Source organism: Arenibacter sp. P308M17 (genome assembly GCF_003426735.1).
GTDB lineage: Bacteria > Bacteroidota > Bacteroidia > Flavobacteriales > Flavobacteriaceae > Arenibacter.
The window spans coordinates 421,769-443,544 of sequence record NZ_QVON01000003.1 but is presented as its reverse complement, the minus strand read 5'-3'; the positions used below and the strand labels follow the sequence as shown (position 1 = coordinate 443,544).

Below are 21,776 nucleotides of genomic sequence, written 5' to 3'. Positions count from 1 at the left end.
ATATGCATGCTTTTAGATGGACACTGAAGATAATAAATTTAATTATAAGATAATACTTGCCGCTCTGGCAGCTATTATACTGGGCATTCTTATTGCCTTCTATTATAGTTATGCCCAATCCAAAAGTCGCATAAGTTTTTTGGAGCAGGAGAAGGAATTGCTGGTCAAGGACCTTACATTGATGAAATCTGATGTGGATAGGTTGTCCGCACTTAATGAAGTAAATGAAATTGAATTACAGGATTCAAAATACAGGGTGCAACAGTTGTTGGATTCCGTGGGGCGGTTAAATTTTACAGTCGAAAAATTAAAGGAATACAAAACCGAACTTAGAAAGCTGGAAGCCAAAAACGATAGTCTAAAACTGAAGAACAATTTCCTTAAGTACAACAATATGCTCCTTGGGGACAAATATGAGGAAACCAAGAAGATGATAGAGGAGCTCAGGGGAAAGAGTAGTTCGTTGGCCGAGGCCGAGGCTCTGCTTAGAAGGAAGAATAAAGAACTTAGTCAGGAGCTTAAGACCAAAAGCTATCTAAAATTGGAAAATTCGGAAGGCAGTGGTTTTAGGTATAGAAGTGGCAAACATATTAAGACCAATAAGGCGAATATCATATCCAAACTAAGGGGCTGTGTTACCGTTTTGGGAAATCCCAATTCCAAAAATGAGGAACGCGTTATCTATTTGCAATTCCTAACCCCAAATATGGGAGTTATAGAGGATAATGCCAATACCATTTCTGTAAATGGCAATATTTATAGCAAACGGGTAGAACTCGTTTTTATGGGTCAGGAATTTAGCGTTTGCGATGCTATTTCAGTACCGGAAGGATCTTTGGAGGAAGGGGTCTATACCCTAAATGTTTTCGAGAATGAAAAATTATTGGCGACTTCAGAATTTCATTTGAAATAAATCTTCTCATTTTACACTAATATTATATTTTTGCCGAATGGTGAAACAAGAAGACGATTTTAAAAAAGTAATCTCGCACGCAAAGGAGTATGGATACGTTTTCCAATCCAGCGAAATTTACGACGGACTAAGTGCCGTGTACGACTATGCCCAAAATGGGGCCGAGTTAAAAAAGAATATCCGTGAATACTGGTGGAAGGCCATGGTTCAGTTGAACGATAATATTGTGGGATTGGATTCCGCAATATTTATGCACCCAACCGTTTGGAAGGCTTCCGGGCACGTAGATGCTTTTAACGATCCGTTGATAGACAATAAAGATTCCAAAAAAAGATATCGGGCAGATGTTTTGGTGGAGGATTATACCGCTAAGATCGAAGCCAAGATAGATAAGGAAGTGGCCAAGGCAGAAAAGCGTTTTGGGGCTACCTTTGATAAAAAACAGTTTTTGGAAACCAATCCTAGAGTGGTAGGTTACCAAGAACAGATCAATACCATCTTAAAGCGTTTGGGGAAATCCCTGGAGAACGAGGATCTGGCAGATGTAAAAAATTTAATCGAGGAACTGGAAATTGCCTGTCCGTTGTCTGGTTCAAGGAATTGGACGGACGTGAAGCAATTTAATCTAATGTTCGGCACCAAATTAGGGGCTTCCGCTGATAGCGCCATGGATCTGTACCTTAGACCGGAAACCGCTCAAGGGATTTTTGTAAACTTCCTGAACGTACAAAAAACGGGAAGAATGAAAATTCCGTTCGGGATTGCCCAGGTAGGCAAGGCATTTAGGAACGAGATCGTTGCAAGACAGTTTATTTTTCGCCAAAGGGAATTTGAACAAATGGAAATGCAATTTTTTATTCGTCCGGGATCCCAAAAGGAATGGTATGAGACCTGGAAGGAAAAAAGGATGGCCTGGCACCTGTCCCTGGGGATGGGGCCCGAAAACTATAGGTTTCACGATCATGAAAAACTTGCGCATTATGCAGATGCCGCTGCCGATATAGAATTTAAATTTCCTTTTGGATTCAAGGAATTGGAAGGTATCCACTCCAGAACCGATTTCGACCTTGGTAGCCACGAAAAATATTCGGGTAAAAAATTGCAATATTTTGACCCTGAACTCAATGAGAGTTATGTTCCCTACGTGGTGGAAACATCCATTGGGCTGGATCGTATGTTCCTGGCCGTTTTTTCAAACTCCTTGGTAGAAGAGGAATTGGACAATAATACTACCAGGACGGTACTTAAATTACCGGCTGTTTTGGCACCTATGAAGGCTGCGGTACTGCCTTTGGTAAAGAAGGATGGCCTACCTGAATTGGCCCAAGAAATCATGGAAGACCTCAAATGGGACTTTAATGTGGTTTATGATGAAAAGGATGCCGTAGGCCGTCGTTACAGAAGACAGGACGCCAATGGCACCCCATTTTGTATTACCGTGGACCACCAGTCTTTAGAAGATAGGACGGTTACCATACGGCATAGGGACACCATGGATCAACAGCGTGTTGCCATTGCGGATGTCAAAGGAATTATCCATAAAGAGGTAGATATGAAGAGCTGGTTACAGCGAATGGCATAAATTTATAATACAGGATATTAAAGGTCTAAAGAATAGATTTATTTGCTAGCGTAAATAGATAATTTTTAGACCTTTTCCATTTTTTTTGAATGTAGTCCCAACTTTTCATAAGTAGCGTTTTCGATGGTATGGTAATTTTATACGAAAGTATATGATGCCTTCTTCTTTTTCCACTGTGAATTGGCACCTTTTTATGATTTGATTTTTAGAAATTGGATTTTCTAACGAATAAGGGTTATTTTTGAACCCAGAATAAATGTTGGCTTAGGGATTGCAGCGGCATCCTTTTTTTACTTACCGGGCGGAGCCGGGTTGGGGAAAAAGATAAAGCGGAAAGCCCGGCCCCGACTTCCTTTGACACCTACCAGGAGGACCTGCAAGGTCTTGGCGACCTTGTAGGTCTACATCTGGCAGGAGAAGGAAGTCGGGGAAAGCCCCAACAATATTAAAAATTATGAGCAAAGTAAGACATAACTGGACCAAACAGGAAATACTGGATATTTACAACAAACCATTTATGGAGCTGCTTTACCAAGCGGCAACCGTCCACAGGGAAAACCATGATCCCAATACGGTGCAGGTATCTACCTTATTGTCCATTAAAACGGGCGGTTGCCCCGAGGATTGTGGATATTGTCCACAGGCCGCACGTTACCATACAAAGGTAGAGGGCAATGACCTTATGTCCGTTTCCCAAGTTAAGGCCCAGGCCTTACGCGCTAAAACGGCAGGAAGTTCTAGGGTATGTATGGGAGCGGCTTGGAGAAATGTTAAGGACGGACCTGAATTTGATCAGGTATTGGAGATGGTACGTACCATCAACAAGCTGGATATGGAAGTATGCTGTACCCTGGGGATGCTTACGGAAAATCAGGCCCATCGTTTGGCGGAAGCCGGACTTTATGCCTACAATCATAATTTGGATACCTCGGAGGACTACTATAAGGATGTTATTTCTACCCGTGCCTTTAAGGACCGTTTGGATACCATAGAAAATGTGCGTAAAAGCAATGTTACCGTTTGTAGCGGGGGGATTATAGGAATGGGCGAGGCTTTGGAGGATAGGGCAGGTATGTTGGTAGCACTTTCCACCTTGGACCCGCAACCAGAATCCGTACCCATAAATGCCTTGGTAGCAGTTGAGGGCACTCCGATGGCCGATTTGCCACCTATTCCAATATGGGATATGGTACGAATGGTGGCCACTACCCGGATTATAATGCCCGAAACCCAGGTTCGTTTATCCGCAGGGCGCACACAAATGAGCAGGGAAGGGCAGGCCATGTGTTTCTTTGCAGGGGCCAATTCCATATTTGCAGGGGATAAGTTACTTACTACCCCCAATCCTGATGTGAATGAAGATATGGCCATGTTTAAACTCTTGGGGCTTAACCCCCAAAAGGCCTTTACCAAGGTTTCCCAACCCAAAACGGTGGAAGCGGGGGATTCTGAATATAGCGCCTTGGGGGAAAAACCAAAATGGACAAGGCCGGGACACACCATTGAACGCAATGAAGTAGCGAAGCAGAAGGCCAACCTAAGGGAGTAATCTTAAAATAAAATGAGCATAAACAAATTTTAAGTAATTTGTTTTAGGTTTTTAACTTTACGGGCTTAAACAAACAGGTACATTGAACTTAAAAGAGATTCCAAGGGTAGCGACCATTACCAAAAAAGAGTTTCTCAATAACCATTTTAAACCACAGCAACCCGTGGTCATAGAAAGGTGTATTGAGCAATGGCCCGCCTATTCCAAATGGAATTTTGATTATGTGAGGCAGGTAGCAGGTAATAAGACGGTGCCCCTCTACGATGATCGTCCGGTACACTCCAGGGATAGTTTTAACGAGCCGCATGCCACTATGCTAATGTCCGATTATTTGGACCTTTTGCAAAGGGAACCCACAAAATACCGGATTTTTTTATGGAATATTCTTAAGGAAGTTCCTGAACTTCAAAAAGATTATACCTTTCCGGATTTTGGCCTGAACCTGATGAAGAGCCTTCCTATGCTTTTTTTTGGAGGGACCAATTCCCATACATTTATGCATTATGATATAGATCTGGCCAACATTTTTCATTTTCACTTTGCCGGAACAAAGGAGGTTATTCTATTCCCCCAGTCCGAAAATAAATACCTTTACAAAGTACCGCATTCGCTGATTACCCATGAGAGCATAGATTTTTCCAATCCCGATTTTGAAAAGTGGCCGGCCTTAAAAAATGCGACCGGTTTTAAAACCCATCTGAAACACGGCGAAGTATTGTATATGCCGGAAGGGTATTGGCATTATATGAAATATATTACCCCGGGTTTTTCCATGAGTTTAAGGGCAATTGCAAGAAATCCGGCAAATTTGGGGAGGGCCTTTTACAATGTATTGGTCATGCGTTATTATGATAATATTATGCGAAAACTGAAAGGTCAGAAGTGGATAGATTGGAAGAACGAACAAGCTATTGAAAGGACCAATCGCCATTTATTATCTAGTTAACAGTTAAAACCCCGCCTGAACGTAGTTGGGCAGGCCTGCCTTTGCCGGCCTGCAATTTCATTGCGTTACCTTAGTTTTTATAAAATTTGGCAGCCCAAAGTTGGCACAAGGCAATGGGCAATGAAATCCTTTTTTTGCCAACGGCATACGTATAATCCAGTCCTTGCCAAGGAATTCCATTCCGTTCCATAACTACTGCTTTGCCGGTCCAGTAGGTATGTAATTTCATTGTATAATTTAGTAATTGGGAACCAGTTCGTACACTTTTTCATAGACCATTCCGCTTTCCCATCCACGGTACAAAAGATAATCCGCAAGTTTTTTTCGTCGTTTTTGTAGGTTCTTTTCCCTTATTTCCGCCAAGCGTTTTTTAGCCAGGGAGTTAAAGGTCTTTAGGTATTCTTGGGGTTCTATTTCCTCCAAGGCCATGGTTATATTGTATTTGGATATTTCCCTGTACTTCAACTCCTTTACAATCCTGTTTTTACCCCATTTTTTAATTTTGAACTTTCCCCTGGCGAAACTTCTGGAAAAGCGTTCCTCATTTAGAAAATTTTCGTTTATCAAATGCCCTACTATGAGGTCTATGGCCTGGGGAATCATCTGCATTTCCCGTAGTTGGGCAATGACCTCTTTATGACAACGGTCCTGATAGGCGCAATAGCCTTCCATTTTCTTGGTAGCTTCGTCTACGGTATAGGAGTTTTTGGACGGTGACATTGGATTGATTTGGTGGTTGATTACAGTTTTCCCTTAACCTTTTAAAGGAATTGATCTGTAAATATACGCTGGTTTGCTGGATGGAGAAATTTATGGCCGGCATTTCATTAATGGTCTTTTAAGAATAGCAAAGTAAGGGCTGATATTTTAAAGGTTTTTAATTGGTAAGCTAGGTATAAAGTATTTATTTTACGTTTCACAAAAAAAGTCTTTGAAGATGAACAATAGATTAAAAGGGTGTTTATTGGTAATAAACATGTTAATGGCAATGGCTACGGTTGCTTATGCCCAACAAATAAATCCAATGGAGGGGCGTTGGGATATGGTTATTTCCCAAGACGGGAAAGAACTTCCTTCCTGGTTGGAAATACGTCATTCCGGAACGCGTACTTTGGTAGGAAGGTTTGTGTATGCCATGGGGAGTGCCAGGCCTATTTCCGAAGTAAAAGTTAAGGACGGAAGATTTAGTTTTGCAATTCCCCCACAATGGGAAGACGGTAATTCCTATATGGAGTTTGAGGGTATCATGGCCGGAGACGACTTAAAAGGGACCATGTTGTATACCAATGGCAAAACATACAATTGGGTGGCTACACGTGCCCCTAAATTGGCATACACCAAAAACCCAAAGTGGGGCAAGCCAATTAAATTGTTCAACGGAAAGGATTTAAGTGGATGGCAGGCTATGGGGGAAAACCAGTGGATTGTAGATTCCGGGGTGCTAAAAAGTCCCAAATCCGGTTCCAATTTGGTTTCCGATCAAAAGTTCGACGATTTTAAACTACACTTGGAATTCAAGTATCCCAAGGGAAGTAATAGCGGGGTTTATTTACGGGGACGTTATGAGGTACAGATTACGGATAGTAAAGGTGCGGAGCCTTCGGATGTGGAATACAGTGGGGTATATGGCTTCCTTACCCCTAGCGAGGTAGTGGCCAAGGCGGCCGGAGAATGGCAGGAATACGATATTACCCTGATAGGGAGAAGGATAACTGTGGTGGCCAACGGAATTACGGTAATCAGTGATCAAATTATCCCTGGAATTACCGGTGGTGCCTTGGACAGTATGGAAGGTGAGCCGGGACCGTTGTACTTTCAAGGGGATCACGGTCCTATAGAATTTAGGAATATAACGGTTACCCCCAGGGTAGATTAACCGCTGAAGAGAGATTAGGGCAATTAATGCCTAAAAACAAAAAAAGCGACTCCTTTTTGGAAGTCGCTTTTTTATTAGTATATGGTTTTACCGTCTTTGTTCTTAAAACGATATTCAAGATAGGTATAGGCATCCCTGGGTTGAATCTTAACCCATCTTTTGTGCTCCAAAAACCATTTGGAACGTATGGATGGAAACCCTTTTGTAATATAGGCGGCAATAAATGGATGTATGTTCAAGATAATTCCATTATCTTTTGCCGGACCTTTTATGAGTTTTTCCAGATCTGCATTTATCTTGTCGATCAAAACAATCGGGGCCTCTACCTCTTGGCCGGAACCATTGGGATTTTCCTCACTTGTTTTGATGTTCATTTCGGGCCTGACCCGTTGTCTTGTAATTTGTATAAGTCCAAACTTACTTGGGGGTAGTATTTTGTGCTTGGCCCTGTCGTCCTTCATCTCATCCCTCAGGTGATCAAATAGGCGTCTTCTGTGCTCGCCCTTACCCATGTCGATAAAGTCTACCACGATGATTCCTCCCATATCCCTAAGGCGTAATTGTCTTGCGATTTCGGAGGCGGCCAACAAATTAACTTCCAGGGCAGTGTCTTCCTGATTTTTTGCCTTATTGGAACGGTTACCGCTGTTAACGTCTATAACGTGCAGCGCTTCCGTATGTTCAATAATTAAATAGGCGCCTTTGCTCATGGAAGCCGTACGGCCGAATGAAGTTTTTATTTGTCTTTCTATCCCAAATTTTTCAAATATGGGAACATTGGAATTATATAATTTTACAATAGATTCTTTTTCCGGTGCAATTTCATGCACATAGTCTTTTACTTGTTCAAAAAGCGTTTCGTCATCAACATAAATTCCTGTAAAGAAATCATTAAAGACATCTCTCAGGATGGAGGAAGCTCTTGTGAGCTCTACCAAAACTTTGGATGGATGCGGGGCTCTTTGAATTTTGTCGCACATTACTGACCATTTGTTCAGTAAATTCTGCAGGTCCTTGTCTAGTTCTGCAACTTTTTTACCTTCTGCTACTGTTCGGATAATAACGCCAAACCCTTTTGGTTTAATACTCTTAACGAGTCTTTTTAACCTATCTTTTTCTTCTTTGCTCTCAATTTTTTGCGAAACGGAAACGCGGTCGGAAAAAGGGACCATGACCAAGTATCGGCCAGCTATGGAAAGTTCAGAGCTTATTCGTGGTCCTTTTGTGGAAATGGGTTCCTTTACTATTTGTACGAGTAAGGATTGATTGGCTTTAATAACATCATTGATGCTACCATTTTTGTCAATATCTTCTTCAAACTGAAAATTGCTTAAAGAGTAATCCTTAAGTTTTCCAGTACTAACTTTTTTAATGAATTTCAACATAGAAGCTAGTTGCGGCCCCAAATCGTGATAGTGTAGAAAGGCATCTTTCTCATACCCTACATTTACGAAGGCTGCATTTAGTCCAGTGACCGGCTTTCTTACCTTGGCAATTAAAATATCGCCAACGGCAAAGTCGTTACTATCCTCTTCTTTGTGTAATTCAGTGAGTTTTCCATCCTTTAGCAAGGCAAAATCAATGGCATTGGAACTAGATCTTACGATTAATTCTCTATTCACCTGAATTAATTTATATTTATCCCGCTACTCTAGATATCAAGTAGGGACAAATGATTAAACAATACTTTGTACAGGTTGTATAAACCCGTCGAAATTCTTTTACGAATCTCTATGTCAAGGAACGTATAAAATGAAAAAGTAGTTGTTACAACTACTTTTTCTTGTGTCGGTTAGCTCTCCTGCGTTTTTTACGCTTGTGGGTAGCTACCTTATGTCTTTTTCTTTTTTTACCACTAGGCATAGAGGTCTACTTTTTTAAGATTAATAATATTTTATTTGACTTGTACATTACTTTTTACACCTTCTACAAATACCTTGGCCGGTTTAAAGGCCGGGATGTTGTGGGCGGGGATTTTAATGGTAGTATTTTTGGAAATGTTCCTACCTGTTTTTTCGGCTCTTGTTTTAATTATAAAACTGCCGAAACCTCTTAAGTATACATTGTCTCCGCTTTCTAAAGATGTTTTGACCTCATCCATGAAAGATTCCACAGTTGCTTGTACATCTCCTTTTTCAATTCCCAGTTTTTCTGAGATTTTCGTTACAATTTCCGCTTTCGTCATTTTAACTAAAATAAATTTCTAAAGAATTTTTTTTCGGGATGCAAATATATGAATTTAATTCAATCTTTCATTGCTAAGGAACTTAATTTTAAGTTGATAAACCATTACTTTTGTAAATTAGGACCCAATAAATGAACTTTTCCAGAATTATTTTAGAGTGGTACGCGCTAAATAAAAGACGGCTTCCTTGGCGCGGCACCAAGGATCCCTACCGCATTTGGCTGTCCGAAATTATGCTGCAGCAGACCCGCGTAGCCCAAGGGATACCTTATTATTTAAGGTTTGTGGAGGCATTTCCGGAAGTGCGGGACTTGGCCGCGGCATCCGAAGGGCAGGTACTTAAGTTATGGCAGGGTTTGGGGTATTACTCCAGGGCGAGGAATTTACATGCGACTGCAAAAATAATTACTGAAAAATATAATGGAATTTTTCCAAATACCTATAAGGAACTGATGCAATTGAAAGGTGTTGGGGATTATACCGCCTCGGCAATTGCTTCAATTTGTTTTGACAGGCCGGAAGCCGTAGTGGATGGAAATGTCTATAGGGTTTTGGCCAGGTTTTATGGTATAGACCTGTCCACAAACAGTTCCGAAGGTGTTCTTTACTTTAAGGAATTGGCCAATGGGATTATGGATGCTAAAAATATAAGGGACTACAATCAGGGGATCATGGAATTCGGTGCCCTGCAATGCACTCCAAAGAACCCGGACTGCAGTAGCTGTCCCTTGCGGAAATCATGTGTGGCCCATACTACTAACAGGATAGATGGCCTACCGGTAAAAATAAAGAAGAATAAGGTCCGAAATCGTTATTTTAATTATCTGGTGTTGGTGGACGAAAATAAGCGGACCTTGTTGCAACAGCGAAAAGGAAACGGAATTTGGCAGAATTTATATGAATTTCCTTTATTGGAAACAGAAAAGTATATAGACCAAATAGAAGTTGCAGGGAATTTAAAAGAATTGGTAGCGTTGGAGGAACCTTCGGAAATTTACCTATACAATGAAAATAAAATTGTCCATAAACTTTCGCACCAGCATTTGCATACCCGGTTTTGGATCATCACCTTTGAATCCAATCTTGAAAATGGAATACAAATAACTGAACTTCATAAATATCCGGTTCCAGTTTTAATTGCAGATTTTATAAAAACGTTTAAAATTTAGTACTTTTGAACTTTACTTTGAGTTATGAGCGGAACACTAAATAAGGTAATGCTGATCGGGCATTTGGGAGATGAGGTCAAAATTCACTTTTTTGAAGGTGGAAACTGTATAGGGAGATTCCCGTTGGCAACCAATGAGACCTATACCAATAAGCAGACAGGGGAAAGGGTTACCAATACGGATTGGCATAATATAGTAGTGAGGAACAAGGCTGCTGAAATTTGCGAAAAATACCTAAGTAAGGGAGATAAGATTTATGTGGAGGGCCGGCTAAAAAACCGTCAATGGCAAGGGGAAGACGGGAATACCAGATACACTACCGAGGTGCATGTTCAGGATTTTACTTTTTTGACCACAAAAAAGGAAAGTATGGACAACGCCCAATCAGGGAATCGGAATCAGCCACAGCAGGGCACAAACACAATCACAAATAAGGATAATGGGCCGTTGGAAGACAACGGACCGGAAGAGGAAGATGATTTACCATTCTAGACTAATTAAATTTAAAGACTGACTATTGGACCCAGACCCCCTTAGTTTATTATTGAATTTTATTGTAATCGATAGCGGTTTTGCTTTTAAAATCGCATTACTTTTTATTTTATTGTTTTTTTCAGCCCTTATTTCTGGGGCCGAGGTCGCTTTTTTTGGCCTATCCCAAACCGAGGTCAATGACATAGGGGATAAAAAGACGACCAAAGGAAAGATCATTGTTACGCTCCTGGATCGTCCCAAAAAACTTTTGGCTACTATTTTAATTGCTAACAATACCATTAATATTGGGGTGGTGTTGTTGTTCAATAATATTGGCGATACCATTTTTGCAGACATTACCTATGTTATTTTAGGAGTGGTTCCGGTACGTTTTCTGTTGGAGGTAGTAGTGGTCACTTTTTTAATATTGATGTTTGGGGAGATTTTGCCTAAAGTATATGCCAATCGCAACAAAATTACCTTCGCTTTTTTTATGGCTTTTCCGTTAAAGGTATTGGATTTCCTGTTTTCGCCCTTAAGTTTACCGATGAGGTCGGCCACCATTTTCCTTTACAATAAATTGGGAAAGCAGAAGTCCCATCTTAATGTAGGCCATTTGTCCCAGGCGTTGGAGCTTACTTCCGAAGGGGATACTACCATGGAAGAGCAAAAAATATTGGAGGGAATAGTCTCCTTTGGAAATACGGATACGAAACAGGTGATGCGGCCCAGGATTGATATTTTTGCACTTAATGAGGAGATGAAATTCTTGGAAGTATTAACGGAGATAAAAACCCACGGGTACTCCAGGATACCGGTTTTTTCCCAAAATATGGACAATGTGCTGGGAGTGCTTTATGTTAAGGACCTCCTTCCGTACATAGACCGAAAAACCTTTAATTGGATGTCCTTGATCCGAGAGCCCTATTTTGTTCCGGAGAATAAAAAACTGGACAATTTGCTGCTGGATTTCCAGACCAAGAAAAATCATTTGGCCATTGTGGTAGATGAGTACGGGGGTACTTCGGGAATAGTTACCCTTGAGGATATCATCGAGGAAATTGTTGGGGATATCAGCGATGAGTTTGACGATGAGGATTTGATTTTTTCCAAGCTGGACGATTTTAATTACGTCTTTGATGGAAAAACAGCTTTAAAGGATTTTTATAGAGTGGCCAAAATTGAGGATGAGGATGATTTTGAGGAGAGAAAGGGGGAATCCGAAACGGTGGCAGGTTTTGTACTGGAAATTGCAGGAAGCTTTCCGAAAAGAGGTGAGGTGGTCATGTTCAAAGAGTATCGATTTGTTGTGGAGAGCTTGGATAGAAAACGTTTGAAACAAATAAAAATTACATTGCCCCATGAAGCTTAATATCGCACTTTTAATTCTATTGATATCCCTTTTGTCGGCTTGCGGGGACGATGTTTTGCCCAAGCCCAAGGCAATGCTTAGGTTGGAATACCCATCTGCTAGGGAAGGAGAATTGGAAACCGATCATTTTTCTATCAGGTACAATGAAACGGCCAGATTAAATGCTGAAGCCAATTCCTCATTTAGGTTGGACTATCCCCTTATGAAGGGGTCCATCTTTATTAATTATAAGGCAGTAAACGGTAATTTGGACAAACTGCTCATAGACGCTCAAAAGCTGAGCTACGAGCATGTTGTGAAGGCCGACGGTATTTACGAGGAACCCATTGTAAATGAGTCCCATAAGGTATTTGGTATGTATTATGAGGTAAAGGGCAATGCCGCCTCCCAATCCCAGTTTTATGTAACCGACAGTACAAAACACTTTGTGACCGGGTCATTGTATTTTTATGCCAAACCCAATTATGATTCTATCCTGCCTGCAGCGGTATATCTGCAAGAGGACATTAGAAAAATTATTGGATCCTTGCGTTGGAAGGAGTAGCAATGCCCTAATTGTTCTGTAATACGTCCTGGGCCTGCTTAATGCTGGAATTTATTTGCTCCTTAAGTTTCTTTACTTTGGCCTCTTCCTCATCCAGCCATTTTTGTTTTTCTTCCGTCAACGCTTTTCCTTTGAGTATCTCATCCCCATCAAAACGATCGCCAAAGCCTTTCATCCAGTCCATCATGGCCTTGTGGGCCGCCTTTAATTCCTCTTTGGCAACTACATAGTCCTTGGAGTAGGCATCGTTCGTGATTTTTTGGTCCAATTCCGACACTAATTGGCCTATAGTCCCCATTTTGGGCATTACCTCATCATGAACGGCCATTACGTCTTTCATTTGTGAGTTCTCCTTGTTTTGATCTTTACAGGAGTGGGCAACCGCAATTATAACGGATAGGATAAGGATTAACTTTTTTTTCGTCATCGGGTAGAATTTATTGCCATTACTTGTGGCCCAATGGGCCTTTTGAGTTAAAGTTTGTAGGGACGGACGGTTTTTACAGGGTCTGCACCAAGACTTTTAATTGCCCAAAGATACTGAATAATGAACGTTTATATACTGGATATGGATCCTAAATTTTAGCGAAAAGCAATCGGAAGTAAAAGTGCACATTTGGTGGTTCTAACAAAAACTGCCGATGGCCCCATAGATGGGTTCAATATCGATTCCTTGTTAATTTGTGTGTATAAATCATTAAAATTCTGTAAATTAAAGGCATAACCTAAAAATTCTATACAATGAAACAGTTTGCACTTCCCATTAGGTTTGGCATAGCGGTTAGCGGGTCGTTAATTGCCTATTTTTTATTGTTGTCACTTTTTAACCTCCACACCAATATTTTTTATAGTCTTTTTAATGGGGTAATAACAGGGTTTGGAATATATGAGGCCATAAAATACTTTAGGGTCAAAGAGGGGCCTTCCTTTAATTATGGCAAAGGTTTTACTGCCGGGATCCTTACGGGATTTGTTGGAACATTGATTTTTACCATTTTTTTCGCCCTGTATGCTACGGAGATAAATCTGGGATTTTTGGATGAACTTTCCAAAGTATGGTTCAGGGACTATAACACTTCGGAGGGTATTGTGTTCTTTACCGTGGCCATTATGGGCTTTGCCACTTCCTTGGTACTCACCCTTTCATTTATGCAGTTGTTCAAGACCTCAAACAACATAAAGGGAAAATCGGTTTAAAAATCTTAAAAATCACTTGTGGGTTAAGGATTTAGGCGTATATTTGCACCCGCCTAAGTAAATATTAGGCTTGTTCTTAAATTTATAAATAACACAAGCTATGTACGCAATTGTAGAGATAGCAGGGCAGCAATTTAAAGTTGCGAAAGACCAAAAAGTGTATGTTCACCGTTTACAGGACGAAGAAGGTAGCAAAGTAACATTTGATAACGTTCTTTTGTTGGAAGATGGTAGTAACATCACAATTGGCGCCCCAGCTATAGACGGAGCCGCTGTTGAGGCTAAAGTCATTAAGCACCTAAAAGGTGACAAGGTAATCGTCTTTAAAAAGAAAAGACGTAAAGGTTACAAAAAGAAAAACGGACACCGTCAATATTTGACCGAACTGGTAATAGAAGGTATCATTGCCTCTGGAGCCAAAAAAGCAGAGAAAAAGGCGGAACCGAAAAAAGAAGCTAAGCCTGCTGCCAAAAAGGCTGAGGTAAAAGCAGAAGCACCTAAGAAGGTGGAAACTGAAGCTAGCGAGGATTTGAGTAAAAATACGGTTGCTGAGCTAAGGGAGCTGGCAAAAGCTAAGGGAGTTGAAGGTTATTCTTCAATGAAGAAAGCAGAATTAATTGCCGCTTTAAGTTAATAACAAGAATTAAAATAGTATATCATGGCACATAAGAAAGGTGTAGGTAGTTCTAAAAACGGTAGGGAATCGGAATCAAAACGTTTGGGCGTTAAGATTTATGGTGGACAAGCTGCCATTGCCGGCAACATCATTGTAAGACAACGTGGTACTAAGCATAACCCGGGTGAAAATGTTTATGCCGGAAAAGACCATACCTTGCATGCAAGGGTAGATGGTCTTGTAAAATTCCAAAAGAAAGCTGGGGGTAAATCCTATGTATCTATAGAGCCTTTTGAGGCTTAATATATTCTGGCTTTTAAAAACAAAAAACTCTTTCCTTAGTTGGGAAGAGTTTTTTGTTTATGTACACGCTACGGAATAGTGGATTGCGATTACCACTTCTGATTTCTAAAATTATTGGCCTTGGCAAAGGCAACGGTTTCGGATAGATAATCCACGAGGTTGTAGTTGGGGATGGGCAGGATGCTCTCCAAAAGGCCTGTGTCCCATTCATTGGGTTTAGAGGTCATATAGGGGTACAAATGCAGTCCGATGGTTTCGTAGTAAAACTCTTCCAATTTTGAGGAAAACCCGGTGGAGGTATTGATTTGATTTTCGGTAAAACTGAAATTGGAGAACCCTACGACCTTCAAAATATTGGCAATGCCTTTTTTCATGTTCGTCTCTTTGGAATTAACAATGTTCAATTGTTCTATATCCGTAGAAATCACCATGGCAATCACCTGGGCAGCATAGTCCGTTGGAATTATATTCAATCCAGTCCCCGTTTTGGCAGTAATTCGTATAGATTCCTGGGAATTGTTATTGTGAAAGAACTTCGCAAAAAGGTAAAAGACCATATATTTTGATATAAAATAATTTGGCCGCGCATTAATATTTCCCCCTAGTACGCTGGGCCGCAAAATTTGAATAGGAACCTTGTTTTCCTTTCCGGCCCTTAACAGGAATGTTTCCGATGCGTGTTTGGAGGCTTCGTAATGGTTGCGATAGTTGACGTTCTTGATATTGGTATAATCATTGTACAATAATCCGCCCGTATTCCCGGCAGCAAATGCCGTACTTATATAAACGAATTTTACAATGTGATTGCAGTAGGTGTTGAATATATCTTTGGTAAACTGTAAATTTTGACGGAATATTTCATCCTTGGCGGTAGGATCTGTGGATAAATTCACAAACCCGGCCGAGTGTATAAAATAGTCCACGGTATTGTTTCCAAGAAAAGCGGCCGGATCCAGTAATTCGTCCGCATCTACAGCTATTATTTTTTTTAATACCTCGGAAAGGTTCCTTTTTACAAAATCTGTTGCGAATTCGCTCGACACTACATTTTTTATACGTTGTTCCGAACTAACCGAAGTTTTCTTGCGCACAGGGAGATAAATGGCTTCAATGCTGTGAAAGTGAAGCTCCAAAAGCGAAAATAATACTCTAGAACCCAAGGTTCCAGTAGCTCCGGTTAAGAGTATGTTCATTAATTTGATATAGGAAATTAAAAATCAAAATCCTTATCACAGGCTAAAAGATAAGGATTTTGATTTTGTATTGAAAAAGTTTCTTGAATCTTTCCTAACAAGAAAGTAACAAGGGTAATCTAGTACCTATAATAATCGGGTTTAAAGGGACCTTCAACGCTTACCCCAATATATGCTGCTTGTTCCGGTCTTAAGGTTTCCAATTCCACTCCAAGTCTGGATAGGTGCAGAGCGGCCACTTTTTCGTCCAAATGTTTTGGTAGCATATATACGTCATTGTTGTAATTGTCACAATGGTTCCAAAGTTCCATTTGAGCCAAGGTTTGGTTGGTGAACGAGTTGCTCATCACAAAACTTGGATGGCCGGTAGCGCATCCCAAGTTTACCAATCTACCCTCTGCCAGAACAATTATATCCTTTCCTTCAAGGGTATATTTGTCCACTTGTGGTTTTATTTCATCCTTGGTATGGCCGTAATTTTTGTTCAGCCATGCCATGTCTATTTCATTGTCGAAATGGCCAATATTGCACACTATTACTTTGTCCTTCATCGCTTTAAAATGTTGCGACTGAATAATATCCTTATTTCCAGTAGTGGTTATAACGATATCGGCATTCCCAACAACGGTATCCATTTTCTTTACTTCAAATCCGTCCATAGCGGCCTGTAGGGCGCAAATAGGATCTATTTCCGTAACCGTTACTATAGAACCTGCTCCTTTGAAAGAGGCCGCAGTGCCTTTCCCAACATCGCCATATCCGGCAACTACCACTCTTTTGCCCGCAAGCATAGTATCGGTAGCCCTTCTAATGGCATCTACCGCACTTTCCCTACAACCGTATTTGTTGTCGAATTTGGATTTGGTAACGGAATCGTTAACATTGATGGCAGGCATTGGTAATGTTCCTTTTTTTACCCTTTCATATAGTCTATGTACACCAGTGGTAGTCTCTTCGGAAAGACCTTTGATGCCCGAAGCCAGTTCAGGGTATTGGTCCAATACCATATTGGTAAGGTCTCCCCCATCATCCAATATCATGTTTAAGGGTTGCCGATCCTCTCCGAAAAACAAGGTCTGCTCAATGGCCCAATTAAACTCTTCTTCGTTCATACCCTTCCATGCATATACAGGTATGCCGGCAGCGGCAATGGCAGCAGCGGCCTGATCTTGGGTAGAGAAAATATTACAGGAGCTCCAGGTTACCTCTGCGCCAAGTGCAACCAAAGTTTCAATGAGTACCGCCGTTTGTATGGTCATATGTAAGCACCCGGCAATACGGGCACCTTTCAGGGGCTGTTCTTTTCCATACTCTTCCCTTAAGGACATTAGACCGGGCATTTCGGCTTCCGCAAGTTCAATTTCTTTTCTTCCCCATTTGGCCAGGCCAATATCTTTCACTTTATAGGGTACGTAAGGAATGGTTTTAGTACTCATAAACTTTTCTTGTTATAGTTAGTTGTTCCTATTTCTTATACAAATCAATTGGAGGAGTAGATCAAAAATAACATAAATGAAGAATATGTTCCATTAACCTATTTCTTCTCCTTTTTTATTTTTATTTTAGTAATAGAACAATTTTATTATTTTTTGCATTTGCAAAGGTAGTAATAACTTAAATAATCCAATGCCTCTTTATAAAACAATAACAGTTGGGGACAATGCCAAGGTCCTGATTTGGAAAGTTGAAGAATCGGAATCCCAACTTTCCGAAGGGGTTGTGCTTACCCCGCATTGCCAGAAACGGATGCAGGGAATGAGGTCCGAATTGCATAGAAGGGGTTTTTTGAGCATTAGGCATTTAATGGCGGTAGAGGGTTATGTAGATCACGATCTATTTTACGATGATGCGGGCAAACCGCATCTTACCGATGGCAAGTTCATCTCCATTACACATTCCCATGAATTTACAGGAATTATTATTTCGGGCACCAAGGAGGTAGGGATGGATATTGAAATGCAACGTGAAAAGATTCTTAGGATAGCCAATAAGTACACTCCCTTGGAGGAATATAAAACGGTTGCCAATGCAGATGCTTTGATAAGAAAACTTACGGTGGTCTGGGGAGCCAAGGAATCGTTGTACAAAATTTATGCCCAGCACGGTCTTAGTTTTTTACACCATATAGACATTACGGATTTTTCATTATCCGACTCCGAGACTACAGGTACTATTCTCTACAAGGGAAAAACCTCCCATTATGATATTCAATTTTTGGAGTTCGATGGCTATACCTGTGTGTATGCCATTAAAAATTAATGGGCTGCACCGAAACACCGCTGGCAAATTCAATAAGCAAATATCACAGTTCCCTTCTCTTGGTTTAGGTTAAACGGCTTAATTGGGAATTAAGGGCATGACATTGATATTGGGAAATATTTTTACTGATAACCCCTAAAACTTTAACTGGAAAACTTATTTTTGAGGTGTCTTGATGGAACCTTTCCGTAAAAAATCACCTAAAACATGACCTCATTATGTAGCTGCCAACAATGGAGGTATATTTCTATTTAATGTTCATGGAAAACGGTTTATTTGATATTTGTAGGTATAATAAAAATAGCGAGGAGTAATTATGAGCCCTATTTTTGATTGGATTTTTGCCCAATACCAAGATACTCCTTACCATTTGATTATTTTGGAAATGGTAGGGGTGTTTTTTGGATTTTTAAGTGTTTGGTACTCCATGCGGGAAAATATCCTGGTTTTCCCTACAGGAATCATTAGTACCGGCCTATTCGTATATATTCTTTTTATTTTTGGCTTATTGGGAGATATGCTGATCAATGCCTATTACTTTCTAATGAGCGTCTACGGATGGTTTATGTGGACAAGAAAGGTAGATGGGTCCCATTTTATTCCGATAACAACAACGACTGCCAAAGAGAAATTATGGACAGTCGTTTTATTTGTGGCCACTATTTTATTTGTTGTTTTGGTATATGTGATATTCGATACGTTGGATAATTGGACTGCCTATATAGACACTTTTACCACGGCCGTATTCTTTGTGGGAATGTGGCTCATGGCCAAGAAGAAACTTGAAAATTGGGTATATTGGATTATCGGTGATGTAATATCGGTTCCACTATATTTTTATAAAGGGCTTATATTTACATCCCTTCAATATTTATTGTTCACTATTATTGCCATTTTTGGATACCTTGCATGGAAGAAAAGTTTAGACAAGAACCCTCAAGTATAATAAAAGTAGTTTTATTTGGTCCGGAATCTACGGGCAAAACAACCTTGTCCCAGGACTTGGCCGAGTATTACAAAACGGTGTGGGTACCGGAATATGCACGTGAATATCTTCAGGATAAATGGGATAAAGAAGGGAAAACCTGTGAGCCTAAAGATTTATTGCCCATAGCCGAGGGGCAGATCAAATTGGAAAATGCCCTGACCAAAAAGGCCAATGAACTGCTAATATGCGATACCGATCTTTTGGAGACCAAAGTATATTCCGAAGCCTACTATTTGGGATATTGTGATCCGGTCTTGGAGACCTACGCATTGCAAAATAGTTATGACCTCTATTTTCTTACCTATATAGACATTCCGTGGGAAAAGGACGACTTAAGGGATAAACCGGACGACCGTGAACGAATGTTTCTTTATTTCAAGGATACTTTGGAAAAATATAACAGGAATTTTATTATCTTAAAAGGGGATAAAAAAACAAGGCTGGCAACGGCCAGCAATCATATTAACGAACTACTTGGAAAATAATGGAATTAACGGAAGCAGACAAAATACAATTGGAAAAGAAGGGAATATCCAAGGAAAAAGTGCTTGGCCAAATTGAGACGTTTAAGGAGGGGATTCCTTTTGTGAGATTGGAAAAGGCCGCAGTAGTATCCGATGGAATTTCCAAATTTTCCGAGGCGGAGGAGCAAAAATTTATCAAAAAATTTGAGGATGCAAAAAAGAAGGTTTCACTTTTAAAATTTGTGCCGGCTTCCGGTGCCGCATCCAGAATGTTCAAGGCGATGTTCAATTTTTTGGACACCTATGATCCCAAAACGGAAACATTCGAGGCCTATCTGGACAGGACCAAGGACAAGGATGTTAAGGCCTTCTTTGATGGATACCAAAATTTTGCCTTTTATAAGCTCGTTCAAAAACGGATAGCCGGTAAAACAAGCTCCAGGGATGAGGAAAAATACCTTTTTGTTAAGGAGATGCTATTGCCGGAAGGCTTGGATTTCGGATTTTACCCAAAAGGTCTTTTGCCCTTTCACGACTATGGCGAGTATAGTGCCACGCCTTTCGAAGAACATTTAAAAGAGGCTGTTGCCTACGCGCAGGTGAACAACGAGGCAAATCTACATTTTACAATTTCCGAGCAGCATGGCGAAATGTTCAACAAGGAATTTAAGAAGGCCGGGGAGCGTGTGGCAAAGGAGACTAAAACCTCCTTTACGGTAAAATATTCCTTTCAGAAACCTTCCACGGACACTATTGCGGTAACTTTGGACAATAAGCCCTTCAGAAATTCGGATGGATCCCTCTTGTTCAGACCAGCTGGCCATGGGTCTTTGGTAGAGAACCTGAACGAACAGGATGCCGATATTATTTTTATAAAGAATATCGATAATGTAGTGGCTCCAAGATTTTCCGACGATGTTGCCAGGAGCAAAAAAATATTGGCCGGATTGCTTTTGGAATTACAAAGCAAGGCTTTTGAATATGCAAGAATATTGGATGGGGATAATTTAACTTCCGAGATATTGGAAACCATTAAATTATTTTTGGAAAGGGAGTTAAATGTCCGATTCTCGGATAGATTCGGAGGTTTTAGTATTGGGCAGCAAATAGAAGTATTAAAGGACAAGATAAACCGTCCTATTAGAATTTGTGGTATGGTCAAGAATGAGGGGGAACCTGGGGGAGGTCCATTTTGGATAAGGGATGCCCACGATCATATTTCACTCCAAATTATTGAATCCGCGCAAGTGGATATGGGCAATCCCGTACAGATCGATATCCTAAAGAGCGCTACCCATTTTAATCCTGTAGACTTGGTCTGTGGGGTTAGGAATTATAAGGGGGAGAAATTTAATTTACTCAATTTTGTAGATGCCAAACAAGGATTTATTACACAAAAGACCAAGGAGGGCAAGGACCTAAAGGCATTGGAACTACCGGGTCTATGGAACGGTACCATGGCTTTTTGGAATACCATTTTCGTAGAAGTTCCCTTGGTAACCTTCAACCCTGTAAAAACGGTGAACGATCTACTTAAACCTGCGCATCAGGTAAAATAGGTTTTGGACAATATTTTGGATTGGGGACTACTTTGGTTTCCTGCTAATTTTTCATTTAAACAAATTAGTTAGTGTACCCAAAAAGTGTATAATTAGTATACACTTTTTGGGGTGCTATACATATTTATACATTCCTTTATAGCTATAAAATAAATTTAAATTATTGATTATCAACATATTGAAAACAATAATATTTAAATGATCCTATTGGCACAATTTTCCTTATATGTTCTGTGAGAAAAAAGTATTCACACAAAATATTGAAGATATGAAAAAAGATATGAAAAGTTTGGTTTTCGCCACCGCCTTGGCAATGGGAAGTTTGAGTCCGGTTTTGGCATCGCCTCCCATTTTTCACGATGGAATTATGGAAATGATTATTGCGCAAGAATTTACTGAGATAAACCTTGATCAATTACCGGACACAATTTCAAAGTCTTTGGAGAAAGATCATGTTGGAGCTGTAATAAACAAGGCATATGTAAACGATGAAGCGGTATATAAATTGGAGGTTACTTTTTCCGATGGAACCAATTCCGAACTATATGTCGATGCCGAAGGAAACTGGATAGATATGTAATACATTG

24 protein-coding genes are annotated in these 21,776 nt (G+C 40.3%); 17 read left to right on the top strand and 7 right to left on the bottom strand.

Annotated features, from left to right (window positions below):
- Window positions 1-16: 16 nt before the first annotated feature.
- The 4 genes from D0S24_RS09845 to D0S24_RS09830 all read left to right on the top strand — a co-directional run bounded on the left by D0S24_RS09845 (window position 17) and on the right by D0S24_RS09830 (window position 4,990).
- Window positions 17-913 (top strand): hypothetical protein, encoded by an 897-nt coding sequence (locus D0S24_RS09845; protein ID WP_117019699.1) that lies wholly within the window; start codon window positions 17-19, stop codon window positions 911-913.
- 37 nt (window positions 914-950) lie between these two features.
- Window positions 951-2,495, top strand: coding sequence for a glycine--tRNA ligase (locus D0S24_RS09840; RefSeq protein ID WP_117019698.1), 1,545 nt, complete (start codon window positions 951-953; stop codon window positions 2,493-2,495).
- A 454-nt stretch (window positions 2,496-2,949) separates the two neighbouring features.
- Entirely contained in the window at window positions 2,950-4,044 is a 1,095-nt protein-coding gene (bioB, locus tag D0S24_RS09835; RefSeq protein WP_117019697.1) for a biotin synthase BioB, read from the top strand.
- A gap of 82 nt (window positions 4,045-4,126) precedes the next feature.
- The gene (locus tag D0S24_RS09830; protein ID WP_117019696.1) at window positions 4,127-4,990 is read left to right on the top strand and encodes a cupin-like domain-containing protein; all 864 of its coding nucleotides are present in this window, start codon (window positions 4,127-4,129) and stop codon (window positions 4,988-4,990) included.
- Between the two features lie 70 nt (window positions 4,991-5,060).
- Here the strand turns inward: D0S24_RS09830 and D0S24_RS21075 are convergent, their stop codons facing one another.
- Together D0S24_RS21075 and D0S24_RS09825 are read right to left on the bottom strand one after the other, a co-directional pair.
- On the bottom strand, window positions 5,061-5,219 hold the full coding sequence (locus D0S24_RS21075) for a hypothetical protein (protein WP_181938065.1): 159 nt from the start codon (window positions 5,217-5,219) through the stop codon (window positions 5,061-5,063).
- Between the two features lie 8 nt (window positions 5,220-5,227).
- Window positions 5,228-5,710: a regulatory protein RecX gene (locus D0S24_RS09825; protein ID WP_117019695.1), complete on the bottom strand. Its 483-nt coding sequence runs from the start codon at window positions 5,708-5,710 to the stop codon at window positions 5,228-5,230.
- A 217-nt stretch (window positions 5,711-5,927) separates the two neighbouring features.
- On the opposite strand from D0S24_RS09825, the gene D0S24_RS09820 reads away from it, so the two are divergent.
- Complete coding sequence (locus tag D0S24_RS09820; protein ID WP_117019694.1) at window positions 5,928-6,866, top strand: DUF1080 domain-containing protein; 939 nt, start codon at window positions 5,928-5,930, stop codon at window positions 6,864-6,866.
- Window positions 6,867-6,940: 74 nt separating this feature from the next.
- Here D0S24_RS09820 and D0S24_RS09815 read toward each other — a convergent pair whose 3' ends face one another.
- On the bottom strand, window positions 6,941-8,488 hold the full coding sequence (locus D0S24_RS09815) for a ribonuclease E/G (protein ID WP_117019693.1): 1,548 nt from the start codon (window positions 8,486-8,488) through the stop codon (window positions 6,941-6,943).
- 272 nt (window positions 8,489-8,760) lie between these two features.
- Window positions 8,761-9,051: an HU family DNA-binding protein gene (locus tag D0S24_RS09810; protein WP_031445631.1), complete on the bottom strand. Its 291-nt coding sequence runs from the start codon at window positions 9,049-9,051 to the stop codon at window positions 8,761-8,763.
- A gap of 131 nt (window positions 9,052-9,182) precedes the next feature.
- On the opposite strand from D0S24_RS09810, the gene mutY reads away from it, so the two are divergent.
- From mutY to gldD, 4 genes are read left to right on the top strand one after another with little or no spacing between them, the layout of a single operon-like run.
- A complete protein-coding gene (gene mutY / locus D0S24_RS09805; RefSeq protein ID WP_117019692.1) occupies window positions 9,183-10,220 on the top strand; it encodes an A/G-specific adenine glycosylase in 1,038 nt (345 codons plus the stop codon).
- A gap of 24 nt (window positions 10,221-10,244) precedes the next feature.
- On the top strand, window positions 10,245-10,712 hold the full coding sequence (locus D0S24_RS09800; protein WP_117019691.1) for a single-stranded DNA-binding protein: 468 nt from the start codon (window positions 10,245-10,247) through the stop codon (window positions 10,710-10,712).
- A 25-nt stretch (window positions 10,713-10,737) separates the two neighbouring features.
- Window positions 10,738-12,066: a gliding motility-associated protein GldE gene (locus D0S24_RS09795; RefSeq protein WP_117019690.1), complete on the top strand. Its 1,329-nt coding sequence runs from the start codon at window positions 10,738-10,740 to the stop codon at window positions 12,064-12,066.
- Window positions 12,056-12,610: a gliding motility lipoprotein GldD gene (gene gldD, locus D0S24_RS09790; RefSeq protein WP_117019689.1), complete on the top strand. Its 555-nt coding sequence runs from the start codon at window positions 12,056-12,058 to the stop codon at window positions 12,608-12,610. The genes D0S24_RS09795 and gldD overlap by 11 nt, the downstream gene beginning before the upstream one ends.
- Window positions 12,611-12,617: 7 nt before the next feature.
- Here the strand turns inward: gldD and D0S24_RS09785 are convergent, their stop codons facing one another.
- The gene (locus tag D0S24_RS09785; RefSeq protein WP_117019688.1) at window positions 12,618-13,037 is read right to left on the bottom strand and encodes a hypothetical protein; all 420 of its coding nucleotides are present in this window, start codon (window positions 13,035-13,037) and stop codon (window positions 12,618-12,620) included.
- Between the two features lie 314 nt (window positions 13,038-13,351).
- Between D0S24_RS09785 and D0S24_RS09780 the strand changes: the two genes are divergently transcribed.
- From D0S24_RS09780 to rpmA, 3 genes are all read left to right on the top strand, one after another.
- Window positions 13,352-13,807, top strand: coding sequence for a DUF4199 domain-containing protein (locus D0S24_RS09780; RefSeq protein ID WP_117019687.1), 456 nt, complete (start codon window positions 13,352-13,354; stop codon window positions 13,805-13,807).
- Window positions 13,808-13,907: 100 nt separating this feature from the next.
- Window positions 13,908-14,441 carry a 50S ribosomal protein L21 gene (gene rplU, locus D0S24_RS09775; RefSeq protein ID WP_117019686.1) on the top strand — a complete coding sequence of 178 codons (534 nt, stop codon included), beginning with the start codon at window positions 13,908-13,910 and terminating at the stop codon, window positions 14,439-14,441.
- A gap of 24 nt (window positions 14,442-14,465) precedes the next feature.
- Window positions 14,466-14,726, top strand: a complete 261-nt coding sequence (gene rpmA / locus D0S24_RS09770; RefSeq protein ID WP_031445623.1) for a 50S ribosomal protein L27 — start codon at window positions 14,466-14,468, stop codon at window positions 14,724-14,726.
- Window positions 14,727-14,815: 89 nt separating this feature from the next.
- Here rpmA and D0S24_RS09765 read toward each other — a convergent pair whose 3' ends face one another.
- A complete protein-coding gene (locus D0S24_RS09765) occupies window positions 14,816-15,919 on the bottom strand; it encodes an SDR family oxidoreductase (protein WP_117019685.1) in 1,104 nt (367 codons plus the stop codon).
- Window positions 15,920-16,038: 119 nt separating this feature from the next.
- On the bottom strand, window positions 16,039-17,355 hold the full coding sequence (gene ahcY / locus D0S24_RS09760; protein ID WP_117019684.1) for an adenosylhomocysteinase: 1,317 nt from the start codon (window positions 17,353-17,355) through the stop codon (window positions 16,039-16,041).
- A 190-nt stretch (window positions 17,356-17,545) separates the two neighbouring features.
- On the opposite strand from ahcY, the gene D0S24_RS09755 reads away from it, so the two are divergent.
- The 5 genes from D0S24_RS09755 to D0S24_RS09735 all read left to right on the top strand — a co-directional run bounded on the left by D0S24_RS09755 (window position 17,546) and on the right by D0S24_RS09735 (window position 21,769).
- The gene (locus D0S24_RS09755; RefSeq protein ID WP_117019683.1) at window positions 17,546-18,178 is read left to right on the top strand and encodes a 4'-phosphopantetheinyl transferase superfamily protein; all 633 of its coding nucleotides are present in this window, start codon (window positions 17,546-17,548) and stop codon (window positions 18,176-18,178) included.
- 316 nt (window positions 18,179-18,494) lie between these two features.
- On the top strand, window positions 18,495-19,124 hold the full coding sequence (gene pnuC, locus D0S24_RS09750; protein WP_117019682.1) for a nicotinamide riboside transporter PnuC: 630 nt from the start codon (window positions 18,495-18,497) through the stop codon (window positions 19,122-19,124).
- Window positions 19,088-19,651 (top strand): AAA family ATPase, encoded by a 564-nt coding sequence (locus D0S24_RS09745; RefSeq protein WP_117019681.1) that lies wholly within the window; start codon window positions 19,088-19,090, stop codon window positions 19,649-19,651. The genes pnuC and D0S24_RS09745 overlap by 37 nt, the downstream gene beginning before the upstream one ends.
- Complete coding sequence (locus D0S24_RS09740; protein ID WP_117019680.1) at window positions 19,651-21,189, top strand: DUF4301 family protein; 1,539 nt, start codon at window positions 19,651-19,653, stop codon at window positions 21,187-21,189. The genes D0S24_RS09745 and D0S24_RS09740 overlap by 1 nt, the downstream gene beginning before the upstream one ends.
- A gap of 268 nt (window positions 21,190-21,457) precedes the next feature.
- Window positions 21,458-21,769: a hypothetical protein gene (locus tag D0S24_RS09735; protein WP_251795760.1), complete on the top strand. Its 312-nt coding sequence runs from the start codon at window positions 21,458-21,460 to the stop codon at window positions 21,767-21,769.
- The last annotated feature ends 7 nt before the right edge of the window (window positions 21,770-21,776 follow it).

Excerpts from the sequence above, each read along its gene's own strand:
- ahcY (WP_117019684.1), bottom strand. The coding sequence starts at position 17,355 with ATGAGTACTAAAACCATTCCTTACGTACCCTATAAAGTGAAAGATATT.
- D0S24_RS09755 (WP_117019683.1), top strand. The coding sequence starts at position 17,546 with ATGCCTCTTTATAAAACAATAACAGTTGGGGACAATGCCAAGGTCCTG.
- D0S24_RS09745 (WP_117019681.1), top strand. The coding sequence starts at position 19,088 with ATGGAAGAAAAGTTTAGACAAGAACCCTCAAGTATAATAAAAGTAGTT.
- D0S24_RS09780 (WP_117019687.1), top strand. The coding sequence starts at position 13,352 with ATGAAACAGTTTGCACTTCCCATTAGGTTTGGCATAGCGGTTAGCGGG.
- mutY (WP_117019692.1), top strand. The coding sequence starts at position 9,183 with ATGAACTTTTCCAGAATTATTTTAGAGTGGTACGCGCTAAATAAAAGA.
- D0S24_RS09845 (WP_117019699.1), top strand. The coding sequence starts at position 17 with ATGGACACTGAAGATAATAAATTTAATTATAAGATAATACTTGCCGCT.
- D0S24_RS09735 (WP_251795760.1), top strand. The coding sequence starts at position 21,458 with ATGAAAAAAGATATGAAAAGTTTGGTTTTCGCCACCGCCTTGGCAATG.
- D0S24_RS09800 (WP_117019691.1), top strand. The coding sequence starts at position 10,245 with ATGAGCGGAACACTAAATAAGGTAATGCTGATCGGGCATTTGGGAGAT.
- D0S24_RS09810 (WP_031445631.1), bottom strand. The coding sequence starts at position 9,051 with ATGACGAAAGCGGAAATTGTAACGAAAATCTCAGAAAAACTGGGAATT.
- rpmA (WP_031445623.1), top strand. The coding sequence starts at position 14,466 with ATGGCACATAAGAAAGGTGTAGGTAGTTCTAAAAACGGTAGGGAATCG.
- D0S24_RS09785 (WP_117019688.1), bottom strand. The coding sequence starts at position 13,037 with ATGACGAAAAAAAAGTTAATCCTTATCCTATCCGTTATAATTGCGGTT.
- bioB (WP_117019697.1), top strand. The coding sequence starts at position 2,950 with ATGAGCAAAGTAAGACATAACTGGACCAAACAGGAAATACTGGATATT.
- pnuC (WP_117019682.1), top strand. The coding sequence starts at position 18,495 with ATGAGCCCTATTTTTGATTGGATTTTTGCCCAATACCAAGATACTCCT.
- D0S24_RS09765 (WP_117019685.1), bottom strand. The coding sequence starts at position 15,919 with ATGAACATACTCTTAACCGGAGCTACTGGAACCTTGGGTTCTAGAGTA.
- D0S24_RS09840 (WP_117019698.1), top strand. The coding sequence starts at position 951 with ATGGTGAAACAAGAAGACGATTTTAAAAAAGTAATCTCGCACGCAAAG.
- gldD (WP_117019689.1), top strand. The coding sequence starts at position 12,056 with ATGAAGCTTAATATCGCACTTTTAATTCTATTGATATCCCTTTTGTCG.
- D0S24_RS09740 (WP_117019680.1), top strand. The coding sequence starts at position 19,651 with ATGGAATTAACGGAAGCAGACAAAATACAATTGGAAAAGAAGGGAATA.
- D0S24_RS09820 (WP_117019694.1), top strand. The coding sequence starts at position 5,928 with ATGAACAATAGATTAAAAGGGTGTTTATTGGTAATAAACATGTTAATG.
- rplU (WP_117019686.1), top strand. The coding sequence starts at position 13,908 with ATGTACGCAATTGTAGAGATAGCAGGGCAGCAATTTAAAGTTGCGAAA.
- D0S24_RS21075 (WP_181938065.1), bottom strand. The coding sequence starts at position 5,219 with ATGAAATTACATACCTACTGGACCGGCAAAGCAGTAGTTATGGAACGG.
- D0S24_RS09825 (WP_117019695.1), bottom strand. The coding sequence starts at position 5,710 with ATGTCACCGTCCAAAAACTCCTATACCGTAGACGAAGCTACCAAGAAA.